General features: G+C 59.7%; 15 protein-coding genes and 6 pseudogenes. 12 read left to right on the top strand and 9 right to left on the bottom strand.

The genetic code is table 11. The features are described 5' to 3' along the window. Positions 1 to 3: 3 nt before the first annotated feature. Positions 4 to 1,221 carry a class I SAM-dependent methyltransferase gene (locus ACVWZ4_RS36555; protein ID WP_456705479.1) on the top strand — a complete coding sequence of 406 codons (1,218 nt, stop codon included), beginning with the start codon at positions 4 to 6 and terminating at the stop codon, positions 1,219 to 1,221. Between the two features lie 556 nt (positions 1,222 to 1,777). After that, positions 1,778 to 3,430 carry an adenylate/guanylate cyclase domain-containing protein gene (locus ACVWZ4_RS36550; protein WP_456705480.1) on the top strand — a complete coding sequence of 551 codons (1,653 nt, stop codon included), beginning with the start codon at positions 1,778 to 1,780 and terminating at the stop codon, positions 3,428 to 3,430. Positions 3,431 to 3,815: 385 nt separating this feature from the next. On the opposite strand, the gene ACVWZ4_RS36545 is transcribed toward ACVWZ4_RS36550, so the two are convergent. Then, positions 3,816 to 4,625 carry an outer membrane protein gene (locus ACVWZ4_RS36545; RefSeq protein ID WP_456705481.1) on the bottom strand — a complete coding sequence of 270 codons (810 nt, stop codon included), beginning with the start codon at positions 4,623 to 4,625 and terminating at the stop codon, positions 3,816 to 3,818. A gap of 411 nt (positions 4,626 to 5,036) precedes the next feature. Between ACVWZ4_RS36545 and ACVWZ4_RS36540 the strand changes: the two genes are divergently transcribed. After that, the gene (locus ACVWZ4_RS36540) at positions 5,037 to 5,210 is read left to right on the top strand and encodes a hypothetical protein (protein WP_456705482.1); all 174 of its coding nucleotides are present in this window, start codon (positions 5,037 to 5,039) and stop codon (positions 5,208 to 5,210) included. A 534-nt stretch (positions 5,211 to 5,744) separates the two neighbouring features. On the opposite strand, the gene ACVWZ4_RS36535 is transcribed toward ACVWZ4_RS36540, so the two are convergent. Continuing rightward, positions 5,745 to 5,927, bottom strand: coding sequence for a hypothetical protein (locus tag ACVWZ4_RS36535; RefSeq protein WP_456705483.1), 183 nt, complete (start codon positions 5,925 to 5,927; stop codon positions 5,745 to 5,747). Between the two features lie 398 nt (positions 5,928 to 6,325). Between ACVWZ4_RS36535 and ACVWZ4_RS36530 the strand changes: the two genes are divergently transcribed. After that, positions 6,326 to 6,526, top strand: a complete 201-nt coding sequence (locus ACVWZ4_RS36530; protein ID WP_456734519.1) for a hypothetical protein — start codon at positions 6,326 to 6,328, stop codon at positions 6,524 to 6,526. 1,304 nt (positions 6,527 to 7,830) lie between these two features. Here the strand turns inward: ACVWZ4_RS36530 and ACVWZ4_RS36525 are convergent. Further along, positions 7,831 to 8,076: pseudogene (locus tag ACVWZ4_RS36525) on the bottom strand (IS66 family transposase); the annotation flags it as partial. Positions 8,077 to 8,183: 107 nt separating this feature from the next. Between ACVWZ4_RS36525 and tnpC the strand changes: the two are divergent. Next, a pseudogene (tnpC, locus tag ACVWZ4_RS36520) lies at positions 8,184 to 8,972 on the top strand (IS66 family transposase); the annotation flags it as partial. Continuing rightward, positions 8,969 to 9,163 (top strand): annotated as a pseudogene (locus ACVWZ4_RS36515) (plasmid pRiA4b ORF-3 family protein); the annotation flags it as partial. The pseudogenes tnpC and ACVWZ4_RS36515, both read left to right, overlap by 4 nt. Positions 9,164 to 9,254: 91 nt before the next feature. Here ACVWZ4_RS36515 and ACVWZ4_RS36510 read toward each other — a convergent pair. After that, positions 9,255 to 9,479, bottom strand: a pseudogene (locus ACVWZ4_RS36510) (ATP-binding protein); the annotation flags it as partial. A 29-nt stretch (positions 9,480 to 9,508) separates the two neighbouring features. Here ACVWZ4_RS36510 and ACVWZ4_RS36505 point away from each other — a divergent pair. Continuing rightward, positions 9,509 to 9,994, top strand: a complete 486-nt coding sequence (locus ACVWZ4_RS36505) for a hypothetical protein (protein WP_456790540.1) — start codon at positions 9,509 to 9,511, stop codon at positions 9,992 to 9,994. Then, positions 9,988 to 12,090: a recombinase family protein gene (locus ACVWZ4_RS36500; protein ID WP_456737628.1), complete on the top strand. Its 2,103-nt coding sequence runs from the start codon at positions 9,988 to 9,990 to the stop codon at positions 12,088 to 12,090. The genes ACVWZ4_RS36505 and ACVWZ4_RS36500 overlap by 7 nt, the downstream gene beginning before the upstream one ends. On the opposite strand, the pseudogene istB reads toward ACVWZ4_RS36500, so the two are convergent. Then, positions 12,088 to 12,756 (bottom strand): annotated as a pseudogene (gene istB, locus ACVWZ4_RS36495) (IS21-like element helper ATPase IstB); the annotation flags it as partial. The gene ACVWZ4_RS36500 and the pseudogene istB sit on opposite strands and share 3 nt — an antisense overlap. Further along, positions 12,753 to 14,018 (bottom strand): IS21 family transposase, encoded by a 1,266-nt coding sequence (istA, locus tag ACVWZ4_RS36490; RefSeq protein ID WP_456734515.1) that lies wholly within the window; start codon positions 14,016 to 14,018, stop codon positions 12,753 to 12,755. The gene istA and the pseudogene istB, both read right to left, overlap by 4 nt. Positions 14,019 to 14,174: 156 nt before the next feature. On the opposite strand from istA, the gene ACVWZ4_RS36485 reads away from it, so the two are divergent. After that, positions 14,175 to 14,555: a plasmid pRiA4b ORF-3 family protein gene (locus ACVWZ4_RS36485; protein ID WP_456734514.1), complete on the top strand. Its 381-nt coding sequence runs from the start codon at positions 14,175 to 14,177 to the stop codon at positions 14,553 to 14,555. Positions 14,556 to 14,756: 201 nt separating this feature from the next. On the opposite strand, the pseudogene ACVWZ4_RS36480 reads toward ACVWZ4_RS36485, so the two are convergent. From ACVWZ4_RS36480 to ACVWZ4_RS36470, 3 genes and pseudogenes are all read right to left on the bottom strand, one after another. After that, positions 14,757 to 14,938, bottom strand: a pseudogene (locus ACVWZ4_RS36480) (transposase); the annotation flags it as partial. A 594-nt stretch (positions 14,939 to 15,532) separates the two neighbouring features. After that, entirely contained in the window at positions 15,533 to 15,730 is a 198-nt protein-coding gene (locus ACVWZ4_RS36475; RefSeq protein ID WP_456705485.1) for a hypothetical protein, read from the bottom strand. A 68-nt stretch (positions 15,731 to 15,798) separates the two neighbouring features. Beyond that, positions 15,799 to 15,987 (bottom strand): hypothetical protein, encoded by a 189-nt coding sequence (locus ACVWZ4_RS36470; RefSeq protein WP_456705486.1) that lies wholly within the window; start codon positions 15,985 to 15,987, stop codon positions 15,799 to 15,801. Positions 15,988 to 16,888: 901 nt separating this feature from the next. Between ACVWZ4_RS36470 and ACVWZ4_RS36465 the strand changes: the two genes are divergently transcribed. From ACVWZ4_RS36465 to ACVWZ4_RS36455, 3 genes are all read left to right on the top strand, one after another. Then, positions 16,889 to 17,251 (top strand): hypothetical protein, encoded by a 363-nt coding sequence (locus ACVWZ4_RS36465; protein ID WP_456705487.1) that lies wholly within the window; start codon positions 16,889 to 16,891, stop codon positions 17,249 to 17,251. Positions 17,252 to 17,502: 251 nt separating this feature from the next. Further along, a complete protein-coding gene (locus ACVWZ4_RS36460) occupies positions 17,503 to 17,823 on the top strand; it encodes an ATP-dependent DNA ligase (RefSeq protein WP_456705488.1) in 321 nt (106 codons plus the stop codon). Positions 17,824 to 20,569: 2,746 nt separating this feature from the next. Next, positions 20,570 to 21,127 carry an ATP-dependent DNA ligase gene (locus ACVWZ4_RS36455; RefSeq protein ID WP_456790539.1) on the top strand — a complete coding sequence of 186 codons (558 nt, stop codon included), beginning with the start codon at positions 20,570 to 20,572 and terminating at the stop codon, positions 21,125 to 21,127. The last annotated feature ends 556 nt before the right edge of the window (positions 21,128 to 21,683 follow it).

The raw sequence follows: 21,683 nt of genomic DNA, 5'->3' as shown, positions 1-21,683 counted from the left end.
ATCATGGACCTCGCAGCCAATCATCAGACTGCTCGCTTCGAAGATGTGCCGTTCCTCGCACGGCTCGCCTTGAGGCTTGCTTCGCAGCTAAAGTTCGGCAGTGTGCATGTGCGCCTTCCCGATCGTAGGACCATCGTCTTGAGGGGCGGCGAACCCGGCCCATCCGCCACGATCCAGCTCAACAATTACGGGTTTGCCCGCAGCCTCATCATGGGCGGCGATATCGGCATGGCCGACGCCTTTATTAGAGGCGACTGGACGACGCCCGATCTGACCCAGCTTCTTTATGTGTTCTGTCTCAACGACGACCTCGTCGAGAGCGCCTTTGCCGGCAACATGTTCATCCGACTCTGCCGCAGGATGCTTCACAGAGTACGCCGCAACACGCGAGAAGGGTCACGGCAAAATATCCATGCGCATTATGATCTCGGCAACGAGTTCTTCGCAGCATGGCTAGATCCAAGCATGACCTACTCGTCGGCTCTGTTCTCGGCCGAGACAGCGGACCTTGTGGCCGGGCAACGATTCAAATACGAGCAACTGGCGAAGGACATCGATTTGCGGCCCGGTCAGACGGTGCTCGAGATCGGATGCGGCTGGGGAGGTTTCGCCGAGTTTGCGGCGAAGACGCGCGGCGTCAGCATCTTGGCACTCACCATCAGCAAAGAGCAACACGACTTCGCCCGCCGACGGATTCACGAAGCCGGACTTGCCGAAAAGGTCGAAGTCCGGCTGCAGGATTATCGCGATCAAACGGGTCAATTCGACCGCATCGCCTCGATCGAAATGTTCGAGGCCGTCGGCGAGCAGTTCTGGCCCGCATACTTCCACCAGCTGCATCAACGGCTCAAGCCGGGCGGCCTGGCGGGTGTCCAAACCATCACCGTCCAGGACGCACTGTTCGACAGCTACCGGCGGCGCGTGGACTTCATCCAGCGCTACATTTTTCCAGGAGGCATGCTGCCTTCGGCGGGGATCTTGCGCTCGCTCGGTGAGCGCTTCGACATTCCCATGATGGGCGAGCGCGTCTTTGGACAAGATTATGCCAGGACGATCGCAATCTGGCGAGCAAATTTCGGTCAGGCCTGGGCTGACCTGACCTCGCTCGGGTTTGACGAGCATTTCCGACGACTTTGGGAATACTATTTGTCCTACTCCGAGGCGGGGTTCAAAGCCGGAAAGATCGACGTCCGCCAGTTGGTCTTTGCGCGTCGAGGTTAGAACCTACGATTGCTGTTCTTGTTGCCGGCCCTGGCTCACGCGATTGTTGGCCCGGCGGCCCGCGAAAGTCGCAGCCATCGCGCTCGCCAATAAGCTCGCCAGGATGGCTTGGCGATGATGGCCAGGAATGTACGGTGTCAGGAGCCGGCCGCGCTAGCGGCCTAAGCGAGATCGCGCCGACATTGCCGGCATGACGTAACGATTGGGAGGGCGAACAGCACGTAATGCAGTGCCGGTCGACAGGCGATCAGGACAACCCAAATGGGCCATGCATCTCCAATGCGTGCTGTTGACCGGCACCTGATCCACGGAGGGCATTATGGCCAGCGGTTATGTGTACCGCGCAAACAGGCCGAACACATGGCTGAAGATTCCTCTTGCCAACCCGGAGCCGTCACACATGGCCCGTAGCCGACCTTCTCGCGAAGCACCCAAGCGTCAGCTTTGACCCGTTCCGGACATTATCGCTTTCAAGCGGGGGTTCGATCACCCGATTATTGTGGTAATTTGCCCGCATAGACCCTTTAAGCTATGGAAGCTGGTTGGGGAGCGCGTCTTGACGCAGCCTATCGACACTCAGCGCAGGCTGGTCGCCATTTTCGCGGCGGATGTTGAAGGTTATAGCCGCATGATGGGAACCGACGAGGTCGGGACCCTCCGAGCCTTGAGCGAAAGACGGGTCATCCTCGACACACTTATCTCATCCCACCGAGGCCGCATTGCCAACACTGCGGGAGACAGTGTCTTGGCTGAGTTCGGCAGTGCTGTGGATGCCGTTCAGTGTGCCGTGGCAGCTCAGGCGGCCCTCGCGGAGGCCAATGCTGGGGCCGCACCCGACCGACCTATCAACTTCCGGATCGGCGTTCATGTTGGTGACGTCATGGTCAAGGACGGCGACCTCTTCGGTGATAGCGTCAATGTCGCTGCTCGCCTTCAAACGCTTGCCAGTCCGGGTGGCGTCTCGATGTCCGGCGCGGTTTACGACCATGTCCGCAAGATACTACCATTCAGCTTCGCTGATCTCGGCGCTCAACAGGTCAAGAACATCGAGGATCCGGTTCAGGCTTATTCGGTGACTGCCCTGAAATCCTCCGCAACTCCGGATGTCGCGAGAGCTTCGCCGCATAAGCAGCCCCTTGCGCTGCCCGACAAGCCTTCTATCGCCGTGCTCCCGTTCCAGAACCTAAGTGGCGACCTGGAGCAGGAGTACTTCGCCGATGGAATGGTCGAGGAGATCACCACCGCGATCGCTCGGCTACCGTGGCTGTTTGTAATCGCTCGCAATTCGAGTTTTACCTACAAAGGCAAGGCAGTCGATGTGAAGCAGGTGGCGCGCGAATTGGGCGTGCGTTACGTGATGGAAGGCTCGGTGCGCAGGGGTGGCAACCGGATGCGCATTACCGGACAGCTGATCGATACCGCATCAGGCACGCATATCTGGGCTAACCATTTCGATGGAGCGCTCGAGGACATTTTCGAGCTTCAGGACCAGGTGGCGAGCGGTGTCGTCGGCGCGATCGAGCCAAGATTGTACCGCGCCGAGATCGAGCGGGCCTCGCGTAAGCCGACCGCGATCCTTGACGCTTACGATCTTTACCTTCGTGCTTTGTCGCAAGTGCATAGAATGACGCCAGAAACGCTCACGGAAGCGATTTCGTTATCCAAAAGGGCACTGCAACATGATCCCTCGTATGCAGCCGCAGCGGGATTGGCAGCTTGGTGCCGCGGCATACAAAGAGGTCAGGGTTGGGTTCTCCCAGCCGGTCCAGAGGACGACGACGGCATCCGCCTTGCCAAGCTGGCGATCGAAGTTGGGACCAATGACCCCGATGCTCTCTGGATGGCGGCCTATCTCTTGTCCGTCGTCGGGGAGCAAACGACAGCGCTCTCCGCGCTGGATCGCGCGATTGCACTGAATCCAAATTCGGCGCACGCTGGGGGACCAAAGCCATGTGTCAGTCCCTTCGCGGCGCAGCTCATGCCTTGGTTGCTGTCGAAGCTGGCAATCGCGCAATCCGGCTCAATCCGCTCGATCCACTGTGCTACATCTATAAGTTCGCCGTCGCGTTGGCATATCTGGGTGCTCGCCAATACCAGGATGCCGAAGTCTGGATCGACGACGCGCTGCGCGAGCAACCAAGATTCCACGCTTCATTTCGCGTCAAAGTCTCTCTTTGCGGGCTTCTCGGCAGGAATGATGAGGCCCTAGTCTGGTTGGGTCGGCTCCTCGCTCTTCAACCCGGCCTAACGATTGCCGCGTGGACGGCTCACGCAGCTACCTTTCTTGCGCCGGAGACGAAGGCACTGATGATCGAGGGTTTGCGGCAGGCCGGCCTGCCCGACAAATAATGATGACCATCTGAACGTCTTGCTCAACCCGGCATTTCCAAAGCGCGAGGGACCAATCCGCATGGGGCGAAAAGGATTACAAACGGGAAGATGTTCCCGACGAGTTCTTGGCGAAGGCCTTTTAATTTAGCTCGGTAGCTAGCTTTGAAGGGATGACTGGCCGGTACGTTTTCATCACTTCAATCTCCAAAAAAGAAAAGGCCGGCTCATCGGAGCCGGCCCTCTGATTATTCCAAGAATGTGACTCAGTACCTTGCGATGATCGGGCCGCCGAACTTGTAGTTCAGACGCACGAGACCCATGTCGACATCCTGAGTGATGCGGTCGGTCTGGAAGGGGAAGCCCCCGGGAACCGTTGTGAGCGTTCTGTTCTGATTGCTCAGGAAGATGTGGTCGTACTCCAAACCTACCGACCAGTTTGGTGCGAACCCGAACTCGAGGCCGGCGCCCACTGTCCCGCCCCAACGAGTGTCATCTGCAGTTGCGAGCCGTGTCCCCGCACCGGGCGTGCCAGCGGCAGCGTAGATGTCATATCTGTCGCCAACCACGGCCGCACCGCCCTTGACGTAGAACAGCACGCTGTTCCAGGCGTAGCCGATCTGACCGGTGATCAGGCCGAAGGAGTTGATCCGCGATCGATTGCGGTCGCCCGCGACCAGCGCGCTGCCGGGGAACACGAGGCTGACATTGTCGCCACTGAAGTCAGCCCAATTGCCCTGACCTTCGAGGCCAAACACCCAGTTGGCGGACTGCCAGCGGTAGCCGATTTGACCACCGACTGTGCCGCCCGTTGCGTTGTGGCAGCCTTCTCTCGCAAGAGCGCCAGGGACTCCGGTCACGGCGCCGGTGGTGTCGACGAAGTCCCAGCAGGTGTGGGCGGAGCCGCCACCACCGTTAATGCCGATGTAGAATCCGCTCCAGTCGTAGATGGTCGCGACCATTGGCGCCGGCGCCTTGGTGTACGGTCGAGCCGCAAGATCGGCGGCGTTGGCAGGAGCTGCCAGTCCCAGTGTCAGTGCTAGTGTCCCGGCCGCAGCCGCAGTCAGTTTCTTCATTCGAGTCTCCCCCGATAACCAGTTCATGAATCGGCGCGTTCGCCCGCTTGCCGATCAGTAGTATGTGGCTCTCGCGCGTACGTTGCTGTAGCTGGCCTGCCACACTGGCGATCAAAGGAAGGCCAAAAATCCTTATATGTATTAATCAGTCGGGAACCTAATGCCTGGCGTCGTGCATAGCACGAACGCCCGACGCGGTTGAAGGAATGTAGAGCCGCGCTCATGTGTCAGGGCTGTGTTAGCCGCGGTGCCGACGTTCGACCGGACTTCAATCGGAATAAGCCTGTCGTTCCTGCGATAGGATATCGGAATACGGTGGCAACGTGAGGCGCGTCACAGCGGCCATCGCTGGAGCACGTACATCCTGCATTCGTCGGCAATCAAGCCATACACAGAACAGGGAGAACGCAGATGAAGACGATTAGCGCTCGTGAACTGTCAGCCGTCAAGCTGGAAGCCGTTTCGGGAGGTTCTCCGAACCTCACCGTTCCAGCGGGTACGTTCGATAAGCTATTTGCGGCGATCGACAAGAATCTTGAAACGGTGAGGCAGCTGCCGAAGGGCGGTTACCTTCCGCCTGGCTAAGACAAGTGGGCTTGACTTTGAGCGGGTCGACGCGCGGCTTGGCCTTACTGCATCGCCAACGAAAAGATGACGGCGAGCGCGATCGTGGCCAGTGTCCAAGTCAGCGTGTGCAGCATCCAAAGTCGCATGCCGTGCGCTCCAGTGTTCATTGGCCTCTGAGAAGCCGCTACGGCTGGCGCGCCTCTACGGCTTTTTGGTCGAGCGCAGGGACGGCCTCTATCGCCCGGGCGGCAGTCAAACGTCATGCTCGATGGAATCGGCGCGGAAGACAATTGAAGGTGGCTGGCTCCTAGAGCACGGCCAGAGGTATGAGCTCACAGAGCAAAGTCTGAAGGCCACAGAATGATCCGACTGATCATCCCAGTACTCAGCGGCGGGGCCGGCGAACCCTGCCCGATTGATACCCTTACTTGCTCTGCCATGTCAGCGCCTAATTGCCCAGGTCAAGCACTTTACCTGAGTTGCCATCCCCTTCCCCCATAATGAGCCCTTAACCCTGAGTACGTCGCCGGGCAACTATCCTTGGTCTCTAGACTAGTGCAGCCGCTCGTGAGGAGGATGAACCTCACTCATCTGCTCCAGTCGTTGCTCTAACCGCTCGTTCAACAGCATCAGCGCTCTAACCGCGCCGCGCAGGTCGCCGTCACAAGCGGCGACGATCTCATCGATCGCCAGCTCGTAATGATCAAGAGCAGAGTTGGTGCGTTGGCGTGGCATACGAACAACATCCAAACAGAAACCTAAGTAGATGGTCGCAATGCACGGGCATTTTCCCCGCAATTCACAGGATACTCTCGACCCAAAATGATTTCGATGCACCGGACGCAGATCAACTCGCCGTCTGCGTGCGGTGGCGGAAGCGTGGTTAGAAGTTCTACCGCGACTTGCTCTTGCAGTTGTGGCGGAATCGTGTGGCTCTTAGACTGTTGCTCTAGGCGCGCCCTGTTTAGGTTCGGGCTCGCATGAGTTCGTTCGCAATCCGGAACGCGGTGAAGCAAAAGCCGCGGGCGTTGCAGATTTACAACCCGCATAGCCGTTCCAGATACTAAGCTCGTCACATCAAGAGCGCCGAAACATATTTCTTGTTTTACTTAATGCGATCAGCGGAGACGCAAATGTTTGATGTCTATCGCAATGACAAGCGCGAGTTGCTCGTACTCAACAATGGCTCTGCAATACCGGTCGTTTGCTCCCAGAATAAGTGGCGTAAGAGCAGAAAACGAGTTCTCAGGGTCAGCGACGAGATCAAGTCAGCCGTTAAGAGACAGGGCTATTATGTTCGCAGCTTGCGGGTCACCAAGGCGCGGCTGATCTAGGTCGAGCAAGCCGGCGGCTTAGGTCGTCCTCGCGCCATCTAACTGCGCCAGTCCGGCCTCGATCACGATGATATCTTCCTCGATCTGGAATGGTTGCCCGGCAATCAAAACCAGTGCGCGCCTTTTGGGTCCACGGCCGGCTTCCGGCGCTGCATGCGCAGATCGTCGAGAGCCGCCTTGTCCTTCAGGCCAAACGTATGCGCTCACGATAAGCTCGATTGCGTTTGGTATCCCGACCCCAGTCTTAATTTTCCAGCCGCAACGCTTAGCCCGCAAGCCTCCTCATGACGGCATCTCTTCGCAAATTGTGTCCAGCAACCGTCAAATGGGACCCTGCGATTAAACCGAGCCGCCTCAACGCCAGGAGGGCGAGAGGGTCACATAGTTCAAGGGAAAGTCCGGCTCCCAATGTCGCAATGGCGCGCTGTTCATCGGTATCTAGATCAGCCCACGAAATGTTCATCACGCGGCTCCGTGCTCAAACAATTATCTAAAACCCAAACGCGTGCCTGATTTGCCGCAGCATAGCCATGGCCGCGTCGGTGTACCGACCGTCGTTTAAGTAGTGATCCACCTGCGCTGTGCTAGTCAGCGCGACAACTGCTACTGTGAAGCCCTTAAGCATCGGGCCTCTCCTTCAATAGACTGCCAACCGGGCGTGTCGAAAAATCAAAGCATTCTTGGAACTGGCTGCCGCCTATGGCGACGTAATAGGGGAGATGGTGACAGCGACTCGTAACCAGTTTCTTAATGGGCGCGATGTCTGGATGCGAGCGCCAATGACGAAGACGCCGGTACTGTTGCGGTATCGTTGCAAGAGGCGCGCGAGCCCGCCACTCGATGCCATGCCATTCGCCGGCCTGGCAACCATAGTCGGGGCCCCACTTACGTCGCCTCGTACCGCTGCCCCCTCAAATCCGGACATTGGGCGGTGCTCTTTGAATGCCTGCTAGAAGGTAAGCGTAGCGCCGAGGCCCTTTGGATTGTTTGTGCGGAGTTTTGAGAGCACCGTTAGAAGAGTCATCTTCTGGAAGGGTGCTCATAATGGACGACCATTCTGACGACATAAGACGACCGTTGTCGCCACGTATCGAGGTGTACGCAGGCGCAGGTCGCAGGCGCTGGCCGGGTGCGGATGAATGCCGCGCAGCTGTCGGCGCTTGCCGAACTGCGCATCCTTTGCAAGCTTGAGCAACCGCTCGAGCCGGGCGCAGCAATCCAGCAGAGCCGCGGCATCACTCAACACAGCAAGGCTGGGCGTCCCTCGCACCTCCACTCGTGCTCCCTGGAGCTCAACCGTCACAGGCGGGCATCAGGGTCTCGATGATGCGCGGCAAATGCTCCGGCAGCTGACCACGGTTGGCTCTGCGCGCGGCAGCTCTCTTCTCGCATGTCTTTGGATTGGCGCGATCCTCGGCGGCTTCGAGAGCCGCAACGGCCTGATCGATATCCTCCAAAACAAGTTGAAGCTGATCCCCGGTGGTGTCGGAATCGGCGCTGCCGATGGCGGCAGAGCCCACCGGGCGCCGGGCTCGTAACTCCAGTCGGGCTACGCCCTCCCTACGTCACGAGCCCAGCGAAACTCTCTCACCTTGATTGACGCTGCCTTCCATCCTGATCGCCGCGCGACAGACGACGCCGTGACAGGCACGGCCGGGCGCTGTCACGCGATGACAGGCCTTGGGCCGGACCTGATCCGCCTGGGGTGGTCTATGCCTATGCACCGGGCCGTGGCGCCGTTCATGGCTTGCGGTTACTTGAGGGCTATCGCGGCATCATCCATTGCGACGGCTATCAGGCTTACAAGACCATGACCCGAGAGACGCGTGCGGACGCCCTGTCCGGGACGCTCGCCTTCTGCTGGTCGCATCTGCGGCGCCAGTTTGTGAAGATCGAGCGCGAGGCGGCGCCGGCGCCAGCTCCGGTTGCCCGCGAGGCTCTCGAGCGCATTGCCAAGCTTTACGCGATCGAGAAGACCCTCCGGGGCCGATCTGCTGCCGAGCGCCGCGCGGGTCGACAAGCGCATGCCCGGCCTCTGGCTGCAGCCTTGAAGCAATGGTTTGAGGCAATGCTTGACCATCTTGCCGGGAAGAGCGACACGGCGGAGGCTTTACGTTATGCGCTGCGTCATTGGGACGGCTTGACGCTCTACCTTGATGACGGGCGCATCGAGATGGATACCAACGCGGTCGAGCGCGCGATGCGGCCGATCAAGCTCAACGCCAAGAACGCCCTGTTTGCCGGGTGCGACGAGGGTGCTGAGAATTGGGCATTGCTGGCTTCGCTCATTGAGACCTGTAAGCTCAATGGCGTCAGTGCCGAGCACTGGCTCGCTGACGTTCTCGCCAAGCTCGTCAATGGCTGGCCTGCGGCGCGACTGGACGAACTGCTTCCCTGGGCGTCGACCTACACGATCCATGCACAAGATCCGAGGCTGGCGGCATGAGCCTGAACACGACCGCGGTCCGGATCAAGGTGACACTGAAGGACGTGAAGCCGGAGGTGATGCGTCGCCTTGTCGTACCCGTCACCTTGCGCCTTGATCGGCTGCATCTGACCCTCCAGGAGGCATTTGGTTGGACGAATAGCCACCTCTTCGAGTTCTTCGCCGGTGAGGTCAGTTGGGGGATTCCCGACCCCCACAACGATTACGGACACCATGTAAATGCCGATTTGATTTTCCCCAAAAGCGCCGAAGTAAAATTCCCCACCCAGGCGGGCTCGGCGATCAACCGTCGGCATGATCGATATCTCCATTTTTCGGTGGCCGCCCTCGGCGCTTGAGGGTTGGTGGGATCGGCGATGGCTGTAAAGAGGCCTTGATTCTGATGTGCTCTGGAACGAGGTCGGCGTGCTGGCGCAGACGATAGCTGGAACCCTCGATCTGGAACACGACGGCGTGGTGTAAAAGGCGATCAAGGAGGGCAGTGGCGACGACGGGGTCACCGAACACGACAGAGTGCCCCTATTCTCGAACGGGTGGTGTCTCACATCACGATCACTGACCCGCATCATTTCCTTTTTGGGCAGCGGCTTGAGGTGCTGAAGGAGCGGTCGGGGCGCGGTCCCGCCTATGTCGTTGTCGTGCTGCCGGACGGACGGCGGCGGGGGGTTCGGATCGCGTCGACGGACCTTGCCGAGACGATCACTTCCCGCCCGAACGCCGCCGATCTGCCGCGCATCAGTACACGTACGCTGATCCCATTGATGCAACATTTGAGCGCGAGTCTGAGCCTTCTCGACGAGAAGGTGATTCGCGATGACCCACCGACCGCTCCCAGGTCGCGTTGCGTATCGACCCCTGCCAACGTTGGCAAATCCACCCAGCCGTCCGACGGCCGGCATTCCACGCCTGTGGCCGAATCTGTCGACCGCGACGCAAACCCAGATTGCTCAAACGATCGCCGCGCTGATGCGGCGAATGCAAGCGATCCCCGGCACGCCCGGAAGGGAACTGGGTCGTGCTGATCAGCTCGACCATCGCTGACGAGCGGCTCACGACCGCACACCGAGCCAAATTGGCCTATGTCTACGTGCGGCAGTCATCCGTGAACCAGGTGCGTCAGCATCAGGAGAGCACTGAGCTCCAGTACCGCCTTGTCGATCGCGCCATTGGCCTGGGCTGGCCGCCCGAGCGCGTCCAGGTCATTGACGAGGATCTGGGCAAATCCGGTGCTGGCGGCGTGGACCGCCATGGTTTCCAGAAGCTCATTGCCGAGATCGGCCTTGGCAACGCCGGTCTTGTGGTGAGCCTCGACGCTTCTCGCTTGGCCCGCAATAACCGGGACTGGCATCAGCTTCTCGAGCTGTGTTCGGTGTTCGGCGTGCTCATTGCGGATGGCGAGCGGCTTTACGATCCGCGCGCCTATCACGACCGCCTGCTGTTGGGCTTGTCCGGCATCATGAGCGAGGCGGAGCTGCATCAGCTACGGATGCGCCTTCACCAAGGGGAACGCCAGAAGGCGGCGCGGGGCGAACTGCGGCTGCCGCTGCCAGCCGGGCTCGCCTACGATCGAGCGGGCACAATTGTTCTCAATCCGGATGAGGAGGTGCGGGCCCGTCTTCACCTGGTGTTTGCCAAATTCCGGGAACTGCAAAGCGCGCGCCGTGTGATGCGTTACTTGGACAGGAATGGATTGTCCTTGCCGGTTCGGCCGCTGCTCGGACCATCTCCACATGAGATCGTCTGGCGCGCGCCAGATAGTACACGCGTCCTTAATATCCTTCAGAATCCGGCCTATGCTGGGGCGTATGTTTATGGCCGCCGGCAAAAGGATCCGAGCCGATGCCGGCCGGGATCGCTGACGGGAACGGTCAAGATAGCGATCGCGGATTGGGCGGTTTGCCTCCACGCCGCTCACCCAGGCTATATCAGCTGGGAGGAGTTCATGGCCAACCAGGGGCGATTGGCAGATAACGTCTGCCGCTACGAGGCAGGACACGCTGGCGTACCGCGCAAGGGGGGAGCCCTGCTACAAGGAATCGCGGTCTGCGGTCGTTGTGGACGGCGCATGAGCATGCGGTACACGGGCCCGAATGCCGACTATCCGGTCTATTGCTGCCGCTCGGATCGCGACCAGCAAGGCAGTGCAATGTGCCAGGAAGTCCGGGCCTTGGCAGTTGACGCGCTGGTTGAGCGGATGGTCCTCGATGCCCTGGTGCCGGATCAGATTGAGATCGCACTCGCAGCCGCGGGCCAACTGGAGCAGGAGAGCCGTCAGCTCGAGCGCCAGTGGGCGCTTCGCGTGGAGCGCGCCCGCTACGAGGCTGAGCGCGCTCGGCGCCAGTATGACGCCGTAGAGCCCGAGAACCGCCTTGTCGCACGCTCACTCGAGCGGGCTTGGGAAGAGAGGTTGCGTGTCGTAGAGGCGATCGAGCAGGAGCATGCGCGTTGGCGCGGGCAGGAGCCGCTTCTGATTGGGCCGGCGGAACGCGCAGGCCTACAAGCGCTCGGCGAGAACCTGCCGCGGATTTGGAACGCGGCCACCACGTCGGCAGCCGATCGCAAGCGCATTCTGCGATTTGTGATCCGCGAAGTCGTTCTTGATCAGAAGCGGACCCGAGGTCAGGTGTGGCTCAAGATCGTCTGGCAGACCGGTGCAACCAGCGAGCATCACGTGCAACGGCGCGTCCAGACCTACCGCGATTACATCGACATTGATCGGTTGCGGCAACGGATTGTCGAGTTGAATGCTGAACACAAAATGGATGCCGAGATCGCGGAAACACTCAATCAGGAAGGCTTTGTCGCGGCCCGAGGCTGCACCTTCAAAGGCGAGAATGTCTGGCTGTTGCGTACCCGCTGGGGCATTCCCACCGTCAAAATCAACGGCGTGGACAAGAATCCGATGCGCTGGCCCGACGGAAGCTTCTCAATTCAGGGCGCAGCGGCTGAGCTTGGAGTGACCCCGCAGACCGTGTTCGATTATCTCGCGCGGGGATTGCTGGCAGGTCGTCAGTTAGCCAAAGGCCAGCCATGGCAGATCGAACTCTCAAACGACCAAATCCGACAGCTTCGCAAGCGGATACGACGCACCAAGCGTTCGAAGAAGGAGGCATCATGAAGTCATCGGCTCGCCGAAGATTTCGCCCCACTCGGCGAAGCCTCGATTCGAAGTAAGGATCATGGCTCCCTTTTCGTACCTGGCATTGACGAGCTGGAAGAACAGATTGCCGCCGCCAGGCGTTACCGGCAGGTAGCCGATCTCGTCGACGATCAGCAGCGCGAAGCGGCAGAAGAAGCGGATTCGCTCGCGCAATGTCCCCTCGCGCTCGGCCTTGGCCAGCGTGGCGACGATGTCGGCAAGAGAGCCGAAGTAGACGCTGCGGCCAGCTTTGACGGCCTCGACGCCAAGCGCCAGGCTCAGGTGGCTTTTGCCCGTACCAGGCGGTCCAATGAGATGGACCACTTCGGCGCGATCGATGAACTGCAGTTCGGCGAGCGCCATGATGCGGTTCTTGTCGAGGGATGGCTGGAACGAGAAGTCAAATCCGGCCAGCGTCTTGATGGCCGAGAGCCGGGCCATGATCAGCGCCATTTTTATGCGCCGGTTTTCCCGCAAGGTGAGCTCTTCGGTGAGAAGGACGTCGATGGCTTCGAGGGCGCTCGTTTCGCCGCGCTCGATGCCTCGCAGCGTAACGTCGAGGATTTCCAGCGCACGCGGCATTTTGAGACCGACGAGATTACGCCGAATGCGGTCGATGACGGCGGGAGCCGTTCCGGCGCTCATCGGATGTCTCCCTGAGCGGCCAAGCGGCGCCCGACGGCCTCATAGAAGTCGAGGGAGCGCCGAACTGCCATGTCGCCAGGCCGGCGGATGACGACAGCATTGCCTCCTTCCGGTGACCGCCGGCGCGGTGGTGGCGTCGATTTACGATGCGCCGGATCGAGGCGCCGCTCACCCCGGCCTTCCAGCGGGGCATGGGTCGCGACGAGTACGCCATCTTCGAAGATTTGGATCGCGTTGGCGAGCACATGAACATCGAGCACGCGCCGGCGCGTGGTGTCAGGGACGCTGTAAAGATTGCCACCGACGCTGATCATGCCTTCGTGGGAGGCGCGCCGTTCAAGCCGCAGGACCGCCTCGTACGACGCCAGCGGCAGTGGCTTGAGGACGGCCTTTTCGTCGGCGAAGGCCTCGTTGACGACACGATGCGTCGTCGCATGGACCCGTGGATTGGCGACCGTATTGAGCCAATGCTGCAACTGGCTGTTCAGGTCATCCAGATTTCGGAACGAGCCACCCAGGAAGAAGTCCTCGCGGATATAGCGGAACGGCCGCTCGACCTTGCCTTTCGTTTTTGGACGATAAGGCCGGCAGGCGCGAGGCTGGAAGCCGAAGTGCCGGGCAAGGTCGAGAAGCGCACGATTGTAGATCACGAGCCCATCGGCATCTTCGCCGATAACCGCGGTCTTCATCCGGTCGTAGAGGATTTCCCGCGGCGCGCCACCAATCGCCTCCAGGGCGGCGATGTGACAGCGCAGGACGCTCTGCAGGTCTTGATGGACGACGAAGCGCGCCCAAATCAGCCGGGAGTAGCCCAGAACCATGGAGAAGAGCCAGACAACGCGTCGAACGCCAGGCTCATCGGTGAACTCAACATCGAACTGGGCAAAATCCACCTGCGCCTGTTCGCCAGGCGGCGTCTCAAAACGGACTTCAAAGCCGCCCGGTCGGACGGGCCGCATGTCGCGGAGATAGTCGGTGACGGCGGTGTAGCCGCCCACATAGCCGCGCTCCCTGAGTTCGCGCCATAACCGGCGACCCGTCAGGGTCGGAAACTCAGCGACCCTCTCCCGCAGATAGGGCGCGAACGGATCTATCACGCGCGGGCGCGGCGCCCGTTTCTTGTAAGCCGGGGGCTCGAGCCCCTTGGCGATATAGGATCGGACAGTCTTCCGATCGATACCGAGTTGGCGGGCGATGGCGGACACGGAAAGTCCTTGGCGGTGCAAATCTAAGATCATCACAAGTTCCCCAATTTTGATCACCGCGCCCCTCCCTCCCGCCAAGGGGAGCAGCATCGGTGAGTCGTTGCGTCGCCAGCCCCGCCGGGGCATGCCCCGGCGGGGCTGGCGACATGAAAACTGGGGAATTTTCAAACGGCACTTTTGGGGAATTTACGTCCGGCACTCACACACCACCCCATGGACGCCCGCAAAGCGCGGCTTTGCGATATCGTTCGCGAGACCGGCGCCAAGACGATCCATTATCTCTATGACTTCGGCGACAGCTGGGACCATGTGATCAAGCTCGAAAAATGGTTCGAGAACACCACGACGGAGGGGCTTCCCTTCCTGCTCGAGGCCGCCGGTCGTTGTCCTCCGGAAGACGTCGGCGGTGCGCCAGGCTATGCCGAATACCTCGCTGCCATCAGCGACCCCGGCCATCCCGAGCACGAACACATGCGCCTCTGGGGCCCGGAGCGGTTCGATCCCAACGTCGTCGACCGGAAGGCGCTCGAAGCCGCCGTCAATGCATTGTCCGACACATGGATACCGCGGCGACGCACCACGCGAACAAAATAGGCGTCAAAAGGGCCGCAGAGCTACGCTTACGCTAGAAGTCAACGTGGTGCAATCAAAGAGGACCGCCAACTGAGGCGACCTTATCGCAGCGTGGCTTGATGGCCGAAGCTCGTAATGAGCATCGCCATGCTCAGTGTCACAGTGAGGAGGGCTTGTTCCAGTCCATCCCTCCCAATGCGACCGCTTTAGCCGCGAGTTCTAATCCTCCAGTGCCTTCAGCCGCTTGGCCTCCGACACCTTCATAACGCCGAACTTCGCCTTCCATTTGTAGATGCTGGCGTCGCTGACGCCGTGCTTGCGGCACAGGTGGGCAACCGAAACGCCGGCCTCGTGCTCCTTCAAAATCCAGAGGATCTATCTTCCGAAAAGCGGCTGCGCTTCATGCTCTGGTCCTTGTCTTGGGCTAGAACGAACTTCAAATTGGATTAAGCCCGTGGGGCAAGGTCATCCTTCCGATGGCCCCCGCTCAAGATCACCTTCGGCGAGGTGCGCGGGATGGGCTTGCGAGCCGCCTTGGTCTACTGCCACTGCGTACATCACGTTGCTCTGGACGCAAATTGCTGGCCAACGACATGCGGCTGTCAGATGTCGAACCGCGCTTTGTTTGTCAGACGTGCGACAGCCGCTGCGATGTCCGGCCCGCCTTCGAGCGAGGCAATCAGCGGCTTGCCATCCGATCACGGTAGTCACCCGTAAATTTCCCAGGTAACAGGGCCGCCAGCGTGAACCGGCGGGCTAAAACGCAGGAGCGAAGCCCGCGCCCTGGAGTGTGTGACCTTCGTCACAGCGCAGATGAATTAAACGGTCTGAACCTGCGACATCAGATCGAGCGGGGAGCAATCCCGCATGAAGCGGGGAGAATGGGGACACCATAGACAACAACAACAATCTCCCGTGAAGAACCAAGAGGCCGCCTCAGTTGGCGGCCTTACTCCATCAAAAGATGACGGCGAGAGCGATCGTGGCCAGTGTCCAACTCAGCGTGTGCAGCATCCAAGCTGTCGTGTATGGCCCTTCAATCGCGTGACGTGTCGTTCTCGCCGCCAGACATCAAGGTTGTGCCCATCGAGTAGTTGGGCCGCCTTCTCTTTGGCTACTTCGCCGTTGGCGCAATCCAGCTCATGCACGCCGGTGATGCGCCCTTCATCGTCTAAGATGTAAGCGCGGTAGTCCATGGCAGTCGTTCCCCGTAGCTGGACCGATTATACCACCGGCTAAATGACTGAAAAGCACTGAGGCGGCCTTACTCTGCGGCGTCTTTGGCCTGCATATCGGCTAATGCGCGCTCCAGCTCGCCAGCCAAAATCCTGTAGTGCGCCGCGGTGCGGCGAAATACGCCTCGCTTGATATCGCTCTTGGCCGAGCGCTCAAGCTCCTCGCATTGGGCGATGTTCACCCGAAGAGTCTCGAGATGGGTGAGGATGTCTTTCATGGAGCTGTTCCGATCATCCCGGCTCACTAGCAGGTCGCAGATGACTGGAATACCACAAATGATGGGTGCTTCTTTCGGCGCCCGCAACTCGCCGTGGATCACGTTCTGGAGGTCCTGCCACTCGATGGGTCTTCCTCCGGGAACAGCTCTTGCCTCTTCCGGCCTAAGAAGGTGTCCGGTTTGGGCACTTTCAGCGCTTCGCTTGTGCGACCCGTGCCCGCACGCGGTCGTTCTGTTCGGCAACTTCAGAAGCCAAGTTGTGCGCGCGATAGACAGACCTATCCGTCATGACGGTGCTCCCTGTTATGCAGGCGGGAGCGATGGTCTCTCAGCCACCGACGCCTACGGGCAGAGCCTCGGCCGGTGATGATGTGACAACAGACCGTTTGGCGGGCGGTTCCTACGTCAGTCTTCCCAGATGCGTTCGCCGCACTGGCACTGGTAAAGCCGGACGGTCTTGCCTCTTCGGGTGTCGAGTATGGATTGGGTCAGGCGGGGGAAGGCAGCGCAGGCCAGGCAACGAGGCTCTTGGTCCTGCGCCTGCTGTCGCGGTAGCTGATCTTCGTGATGCGTAGCCACTTGCTCAAGTCTCTTAAGGAAAGGCTTAAGCGCAAAAGTAAACATTCGTTCCAATTTGAAATCAGGCCAATGCGAAAATCAACTTAGGCCACTAGGAGTTAACACAGGCCAGCGCCCGGCACTCCATAAGAACATCCGAGAAACGGGGACAAAACGCAGCCGGGCGAAACCGTACCCCGCCGGTCAGAGCGTCAGGAACAAAGGCCGCCGCGTAAGCTTGTGAGTCCCGCTGGCTCGCCGCCCGAGCTGGCGGAGCGGCCCCGGCCATATCCCCTAGCCCCCTGCGAGCCGGGGCCGTCTCTCCGCAGTATCGGAGTAGAGTATGCGTGCCTCGCCCTCGATTGTGCCGCTGGATCGTCTGGACCGGGACATCTACTTAGTGCTGGAGGATTTCGGGGCGCGCGCCGGCTGCTCTTGGCGCGAAACCGACGAGCAGGACGCGGATCGCCAGACCGTGCTACGGGATCTGATCTCGGGCCAGTATGCCTATCCCGTGCGGATCGTCGTCTTCAACGCCATCGAGGGCTGGTCCCGCGACGCGACAGAGGACATCGCCGATGCGATCGCCGAACGCGCTGCTCATGAAAGGCTCGATCTCTCGCCCGCGCTTGAGGCTTTCGTCCAGGCCAACGCCACGAGGCGCCTAGACGTACAGCTCGCTCTACCGCTCCGAGGCACGGCCTAAGGCAACCCGCTCGACACACGCCATGGGAGGATTGTCTGAGAGGGCGTGGACGGCCCCGGCCCCGGTAGAAAGGAGTGGTGAGGTCGGGGCCGCTGGAGGTTGCCTGGCCTTCACGCTAGCAAGGACCAAGCGAGAACGAGGCTATCAAGCTTGCAGCATTCCTACTGTTCGCTTCAGCACCGTTCCGGTTAGGAACTCGCCCTGTCGTCTCGGATTGGTAAATTCGCGTGTGAATGCATATCTGCGCTTTCATGCGTATCGCGTACGAGCTCTGCCTGGCTACCGCTGGCAAGCAGGTGCCCGGCGGGCCGGACTGGATTCACGAAGTAAAGCATGATGGCTACCGGATGCTGGTTATCCGCGAGCCTGAGCGCGTGCGCCTGCTCTCGCGCAACGGCACCGACTGGACCAAGCGTTATCCCTTGATTGCTGAGGCCCCGCCGAAGAGTCGGCAGAAGCAGTTCGTCATCGATGGTGAAGCCGTGGTGACGGCATTTCCGATTTCAACGCGCTGCACGCCCGCAAGCACGAGCATGAGGTGCAGCTTTATGCCTTCGACATTCTCGCCATAGACGGCGATGATATGCGCGTTTGCCCTTGCACCTGCGACCAACCTGGCAAGGCTTTTGGCGCGGCGTCCGGAGCGCATCACCGTTGCGCCCTTCGAGCGTGGTGCGATCGGGCCGGACTTATTCCGAGCGGCCTGCCGCTTGGGTCTCGAAGGATTAGTCTCCAAGCATCGCGATCGGGCGTACCGCGGCCGGCGGCAGAAGCACTGGATCAAGGTGAACAATCGGAGCCACCCAGCCATGGGAAGGGAGCTATAATCCGTGCCCTCCAGCTGAACCGGTGGGCCGTGCGCCTGCAGGCAGGAAGGGAGTAGACCACATCGGCCCCAGCCTGGAGGTTTTTCCGGATCGAAAAACGAGCTGGGACCGAGCGGTCTGCCGCCGCGTAAGTGGCAAACACTCCCGCATTTCCAAAAATTGCTTGCTTGCGCACTAACATTTGTGAGTCCAGCGGGCGGATTGGAACACCTGGTCGAAGTGAATATTTGCTGGTTCGGATTCGCCATAAGCCAAACGCCACTTAGAGATTGTGGTCAGCGGAGTTTTGTCGCTATCCAATTGATCGCCTCGATAAGATTTTTACTAGTCGTGGGCAAAGCCCGAATCTAGCAGAAGGTCGCCTCCGCTTTGGGGGGAAGACATGGTCATGGCAGCAGCTCTGCCGATCAACTTCGCGCTCGTCGCGTCGTCTGAAGAGATGTAGCTGAAATGAAAAGGCCGCCGGACCGCCAGGTATCTGATCGATCGCTCTTGGCTAGTCGTTAGCGCAATCTGTGCCCGCTTCAGCTTTATCTAGTCCCCGGAAATACGTCGCCAAAGCTCCCCCGGGGTGCCATCCAATACCTCTTGGGCTTTCCGCTTTGCCACCGCGTCGTTAGCGCATTCAAATTCCACCGCGCCGACTAAGTCGCCTCGTTCATCCAGAATGTGGAGACGATAACACGAAATTGCTTCGTCTTCCGTGCCTGGGTCCGACATGTCGGTATTTCCCCTCCTTAGGGAGCGTTGCAAGTCCCATGTATTCCAATCAGAACACCCACACTGAAGGAAAGCCCGCCATTGGCGACGGGCTTTAGGCTCGGAGGAAAGGCACCCGTGAAGACGCAGTAAAGCCTACGATGAGTCGACTGGGTATTGTGTATCGCGATCGACACTGTGGACAACAAAGAGCTGCTGTCGCGTTCCAGAACTAACGCGCAGCGCCGATATCAAGCTAAACAGAGGAGAAAAGTGGTGGTTGATCCAGGGGGCTTCTATCGTGCTCACAACCTGCAGATGAGGTGCGCTTTCGATCATCGGCAATGAAGTGCGGCGTGGCGCCCCTGCTGTCCAAGAAGTATCTTAGGAGACCGATGCATCTTGCCAGATTTCATAGTGGGCTTTCAGAGCAAGTCCGATAGCAGGATTATCGAAGAATGCGTAACAGCGGATTCCGCAGCCGAGGCTGTGCGTCGTTTGAAAGCAAAATACCCGGCGCCCCTATTCAGCTTCACATTCATCACCCCGGCGACCCGCAAGAAGCCACCGTCGAAATATGGCGCTGACTGACGGCAAGGTGCGCCGTCTTCCGTGCAGTATTGGCGTACAACGGTCAAGCGACACAAAGATCGTCCGAAAAGAGGTTCGCCGAGCGACCGCTCGACAAGACCAGATCAACTGCCTGCCCCTTGTACTCGTCCGAATATGACCAACGCTTCCGTTTCGCCATCCGACACCTCTCTGCCTAAGCTAAAGGCCGATTTAGGGGAGGCCACTTCTCGAATCGTCATTCGTGGAGGCACATAATGAAAATCCTCTTTTCTGCCACTGACAATCCTACGGACGTGCGAGTTCTGCTTGGAGCCGATGAAGTTTTGGGCGAACAGGCCAACTGCAGAGTATTCAGTTGCAACGATTGCGCGCTCGTGGCTAGCGAGACAATCATGCCCGCAGCGGCCTTCCAAGCACTGTCACTTAAAAAGCCATCGCTCTGGCGTTGACTTTTAGCCGACAGTTCGGTCGGACTGTCGACTTCCTGGTAGCCCAGGTCAATCTTGGGGATGCGCGTGACCGAGCAGCTATTCTTAGTTCTCCATCGCGCTTCCAAAGGTTCGGCCCCCGTCAGAACAGGACAATTGTCAGTAGGGAAAGGATCCGGTTCTCGGCAAGTGACGGTCACGCGAGGTAAAACTGAATATCCTGGTGTGCTGCTTGGGCGGCCTAGTCATGAAGCAGTGCGAATTCGCCGCTACGTAGTTTAAAAATCCGGGGCAATCGTTGGCGAAAGCGCTGGCTGGAAAAAAGTTAACGTCTCCTCTTGTGTCGATCGAGATGAGAGGCTGAAACAATGAAACTCCGCTCGAAGAGTCTCTCCGGCTGTGCACCTAGGGCCGGTGCTGATCGATCATTGTTCAGCCAGTCGGCAGCTCGTCATGAGAGCGTTCTGACTGCATTTCCAAGCGGCGCCCAGATCGGAGCTAACTGGGCGCGGGATAAACGCGATAGCGGCCATGAGCAGCGCGGCGGTGAAAGCAAGAGCCCGGGCGTTCCGATAGTGTGTCATAGGTGTCTCTCCGTGCCTTGAGATGGAGCAATCATTCGCCCTTCCCGCTTCAACTTCATTTCGTCTGCGTCCTAATCGTGTTTCCGGACCGTTTCGACCGGCGCTGGCGGGATCCGCCGTCAAAGCGGGCCCGCCCTGCGCCGAAAGTTCCCGCACCTCCTTCGCGAACCGGCGTAAATTTGCGTGTGAGTGCCTAGCTGCGCTTTCATGCGTATCGCGTGCGAGCTCTTCTCGCGCAACGGCACCGACTGGACCAGGCGCTATCCCTGGACTGCTGAGACCGCACTGAAGAACCGGCAAAAGAGGTTTGTGATAGATGGCGAGGCCGTGATCCTCGGGGTGGATGGCATCAGCGACTTTAACGCGCTGCACTCCCGCAAGCACGACCACGAAGTCCAGCTCTACGCCTTCGACATTCTCGCCGTGGGCGGCGATGATCTGCGCGTCCTGCCCTTGCACCTGCGCAAGACCAGCCTGGAAAGCTTTTGGCGCGCCGTCCGGAGGGCATCACCGTGGCGCCCTTCGAGCGCGGCGAGATCGGCCCGGACCTATTCCGAGCGGCGTGCCGCATGGGTCTCGAAGGCTTGGTCTCAAAGCTTCGCGATCAGCCGTACCGAGGCGGTCGGCAGAAGCACTGGATCAAGGTTAAGAACCGGCAGCATCCCGCGATGGAGCGCGAGCTGTGACCCGAGGCCACGAATTGAAGCGGCCCCACTGTCCTGTTGGCAAATTTACAGTTGCTTGCCTCTCGAGCCGCGCCATTAGCCTCCGAGCGCGCGCCACTCGAATACAATGATGATGCTTCCCAGCAGCGCGGTCCCTATGTAGCGAAATGGTGACAGCAACTCGTCTCCAGTTCCTTAATGGCCGATGTGTGGACGCGAGCGCCAAGAGCGAAGACGCTGGAGCGGCTGTTGCAAATATCGCCACAAGATGCGGTCGACCCTGCTGCTCGCTGAATTAGCCGCCCATCCAGCCATAATTGCGGAGAACTGCGTTGAGCAAATCAGGCCCGCTCCGCCTGAATGAGCTGACCACCATCAAAGGCATTTCGCTGACGGGCCACAAAGAGACATTAGCCCTAAGCGACGTCACAGCTCACCGCCGACTCTGTCAAAGCGCTTGCATCGCTTTAACGATGCGCGATGATACCAGCATGCCCTTCGCATTCAAGTTGCGGCCGCGGGTAAGAATCGCTTAAAGGAATAGCGATACAACCTACACTAGCATGAGGCCCGTCGGCAATCGGGCTCGATCCGGGGAGCGAGACGGCCACCGTCAGATGCATTGCGACGGAGGGCGTTATTATGATGTCCTTAGG

Source organism: Bradyrhizobium sp. USDA 4472 (assembly GCF_054058595.1).
Note: the sequence above shows the minus strand (reverse complement) of the source record. Positions and strands in the feature narration are given on the sequence as shown.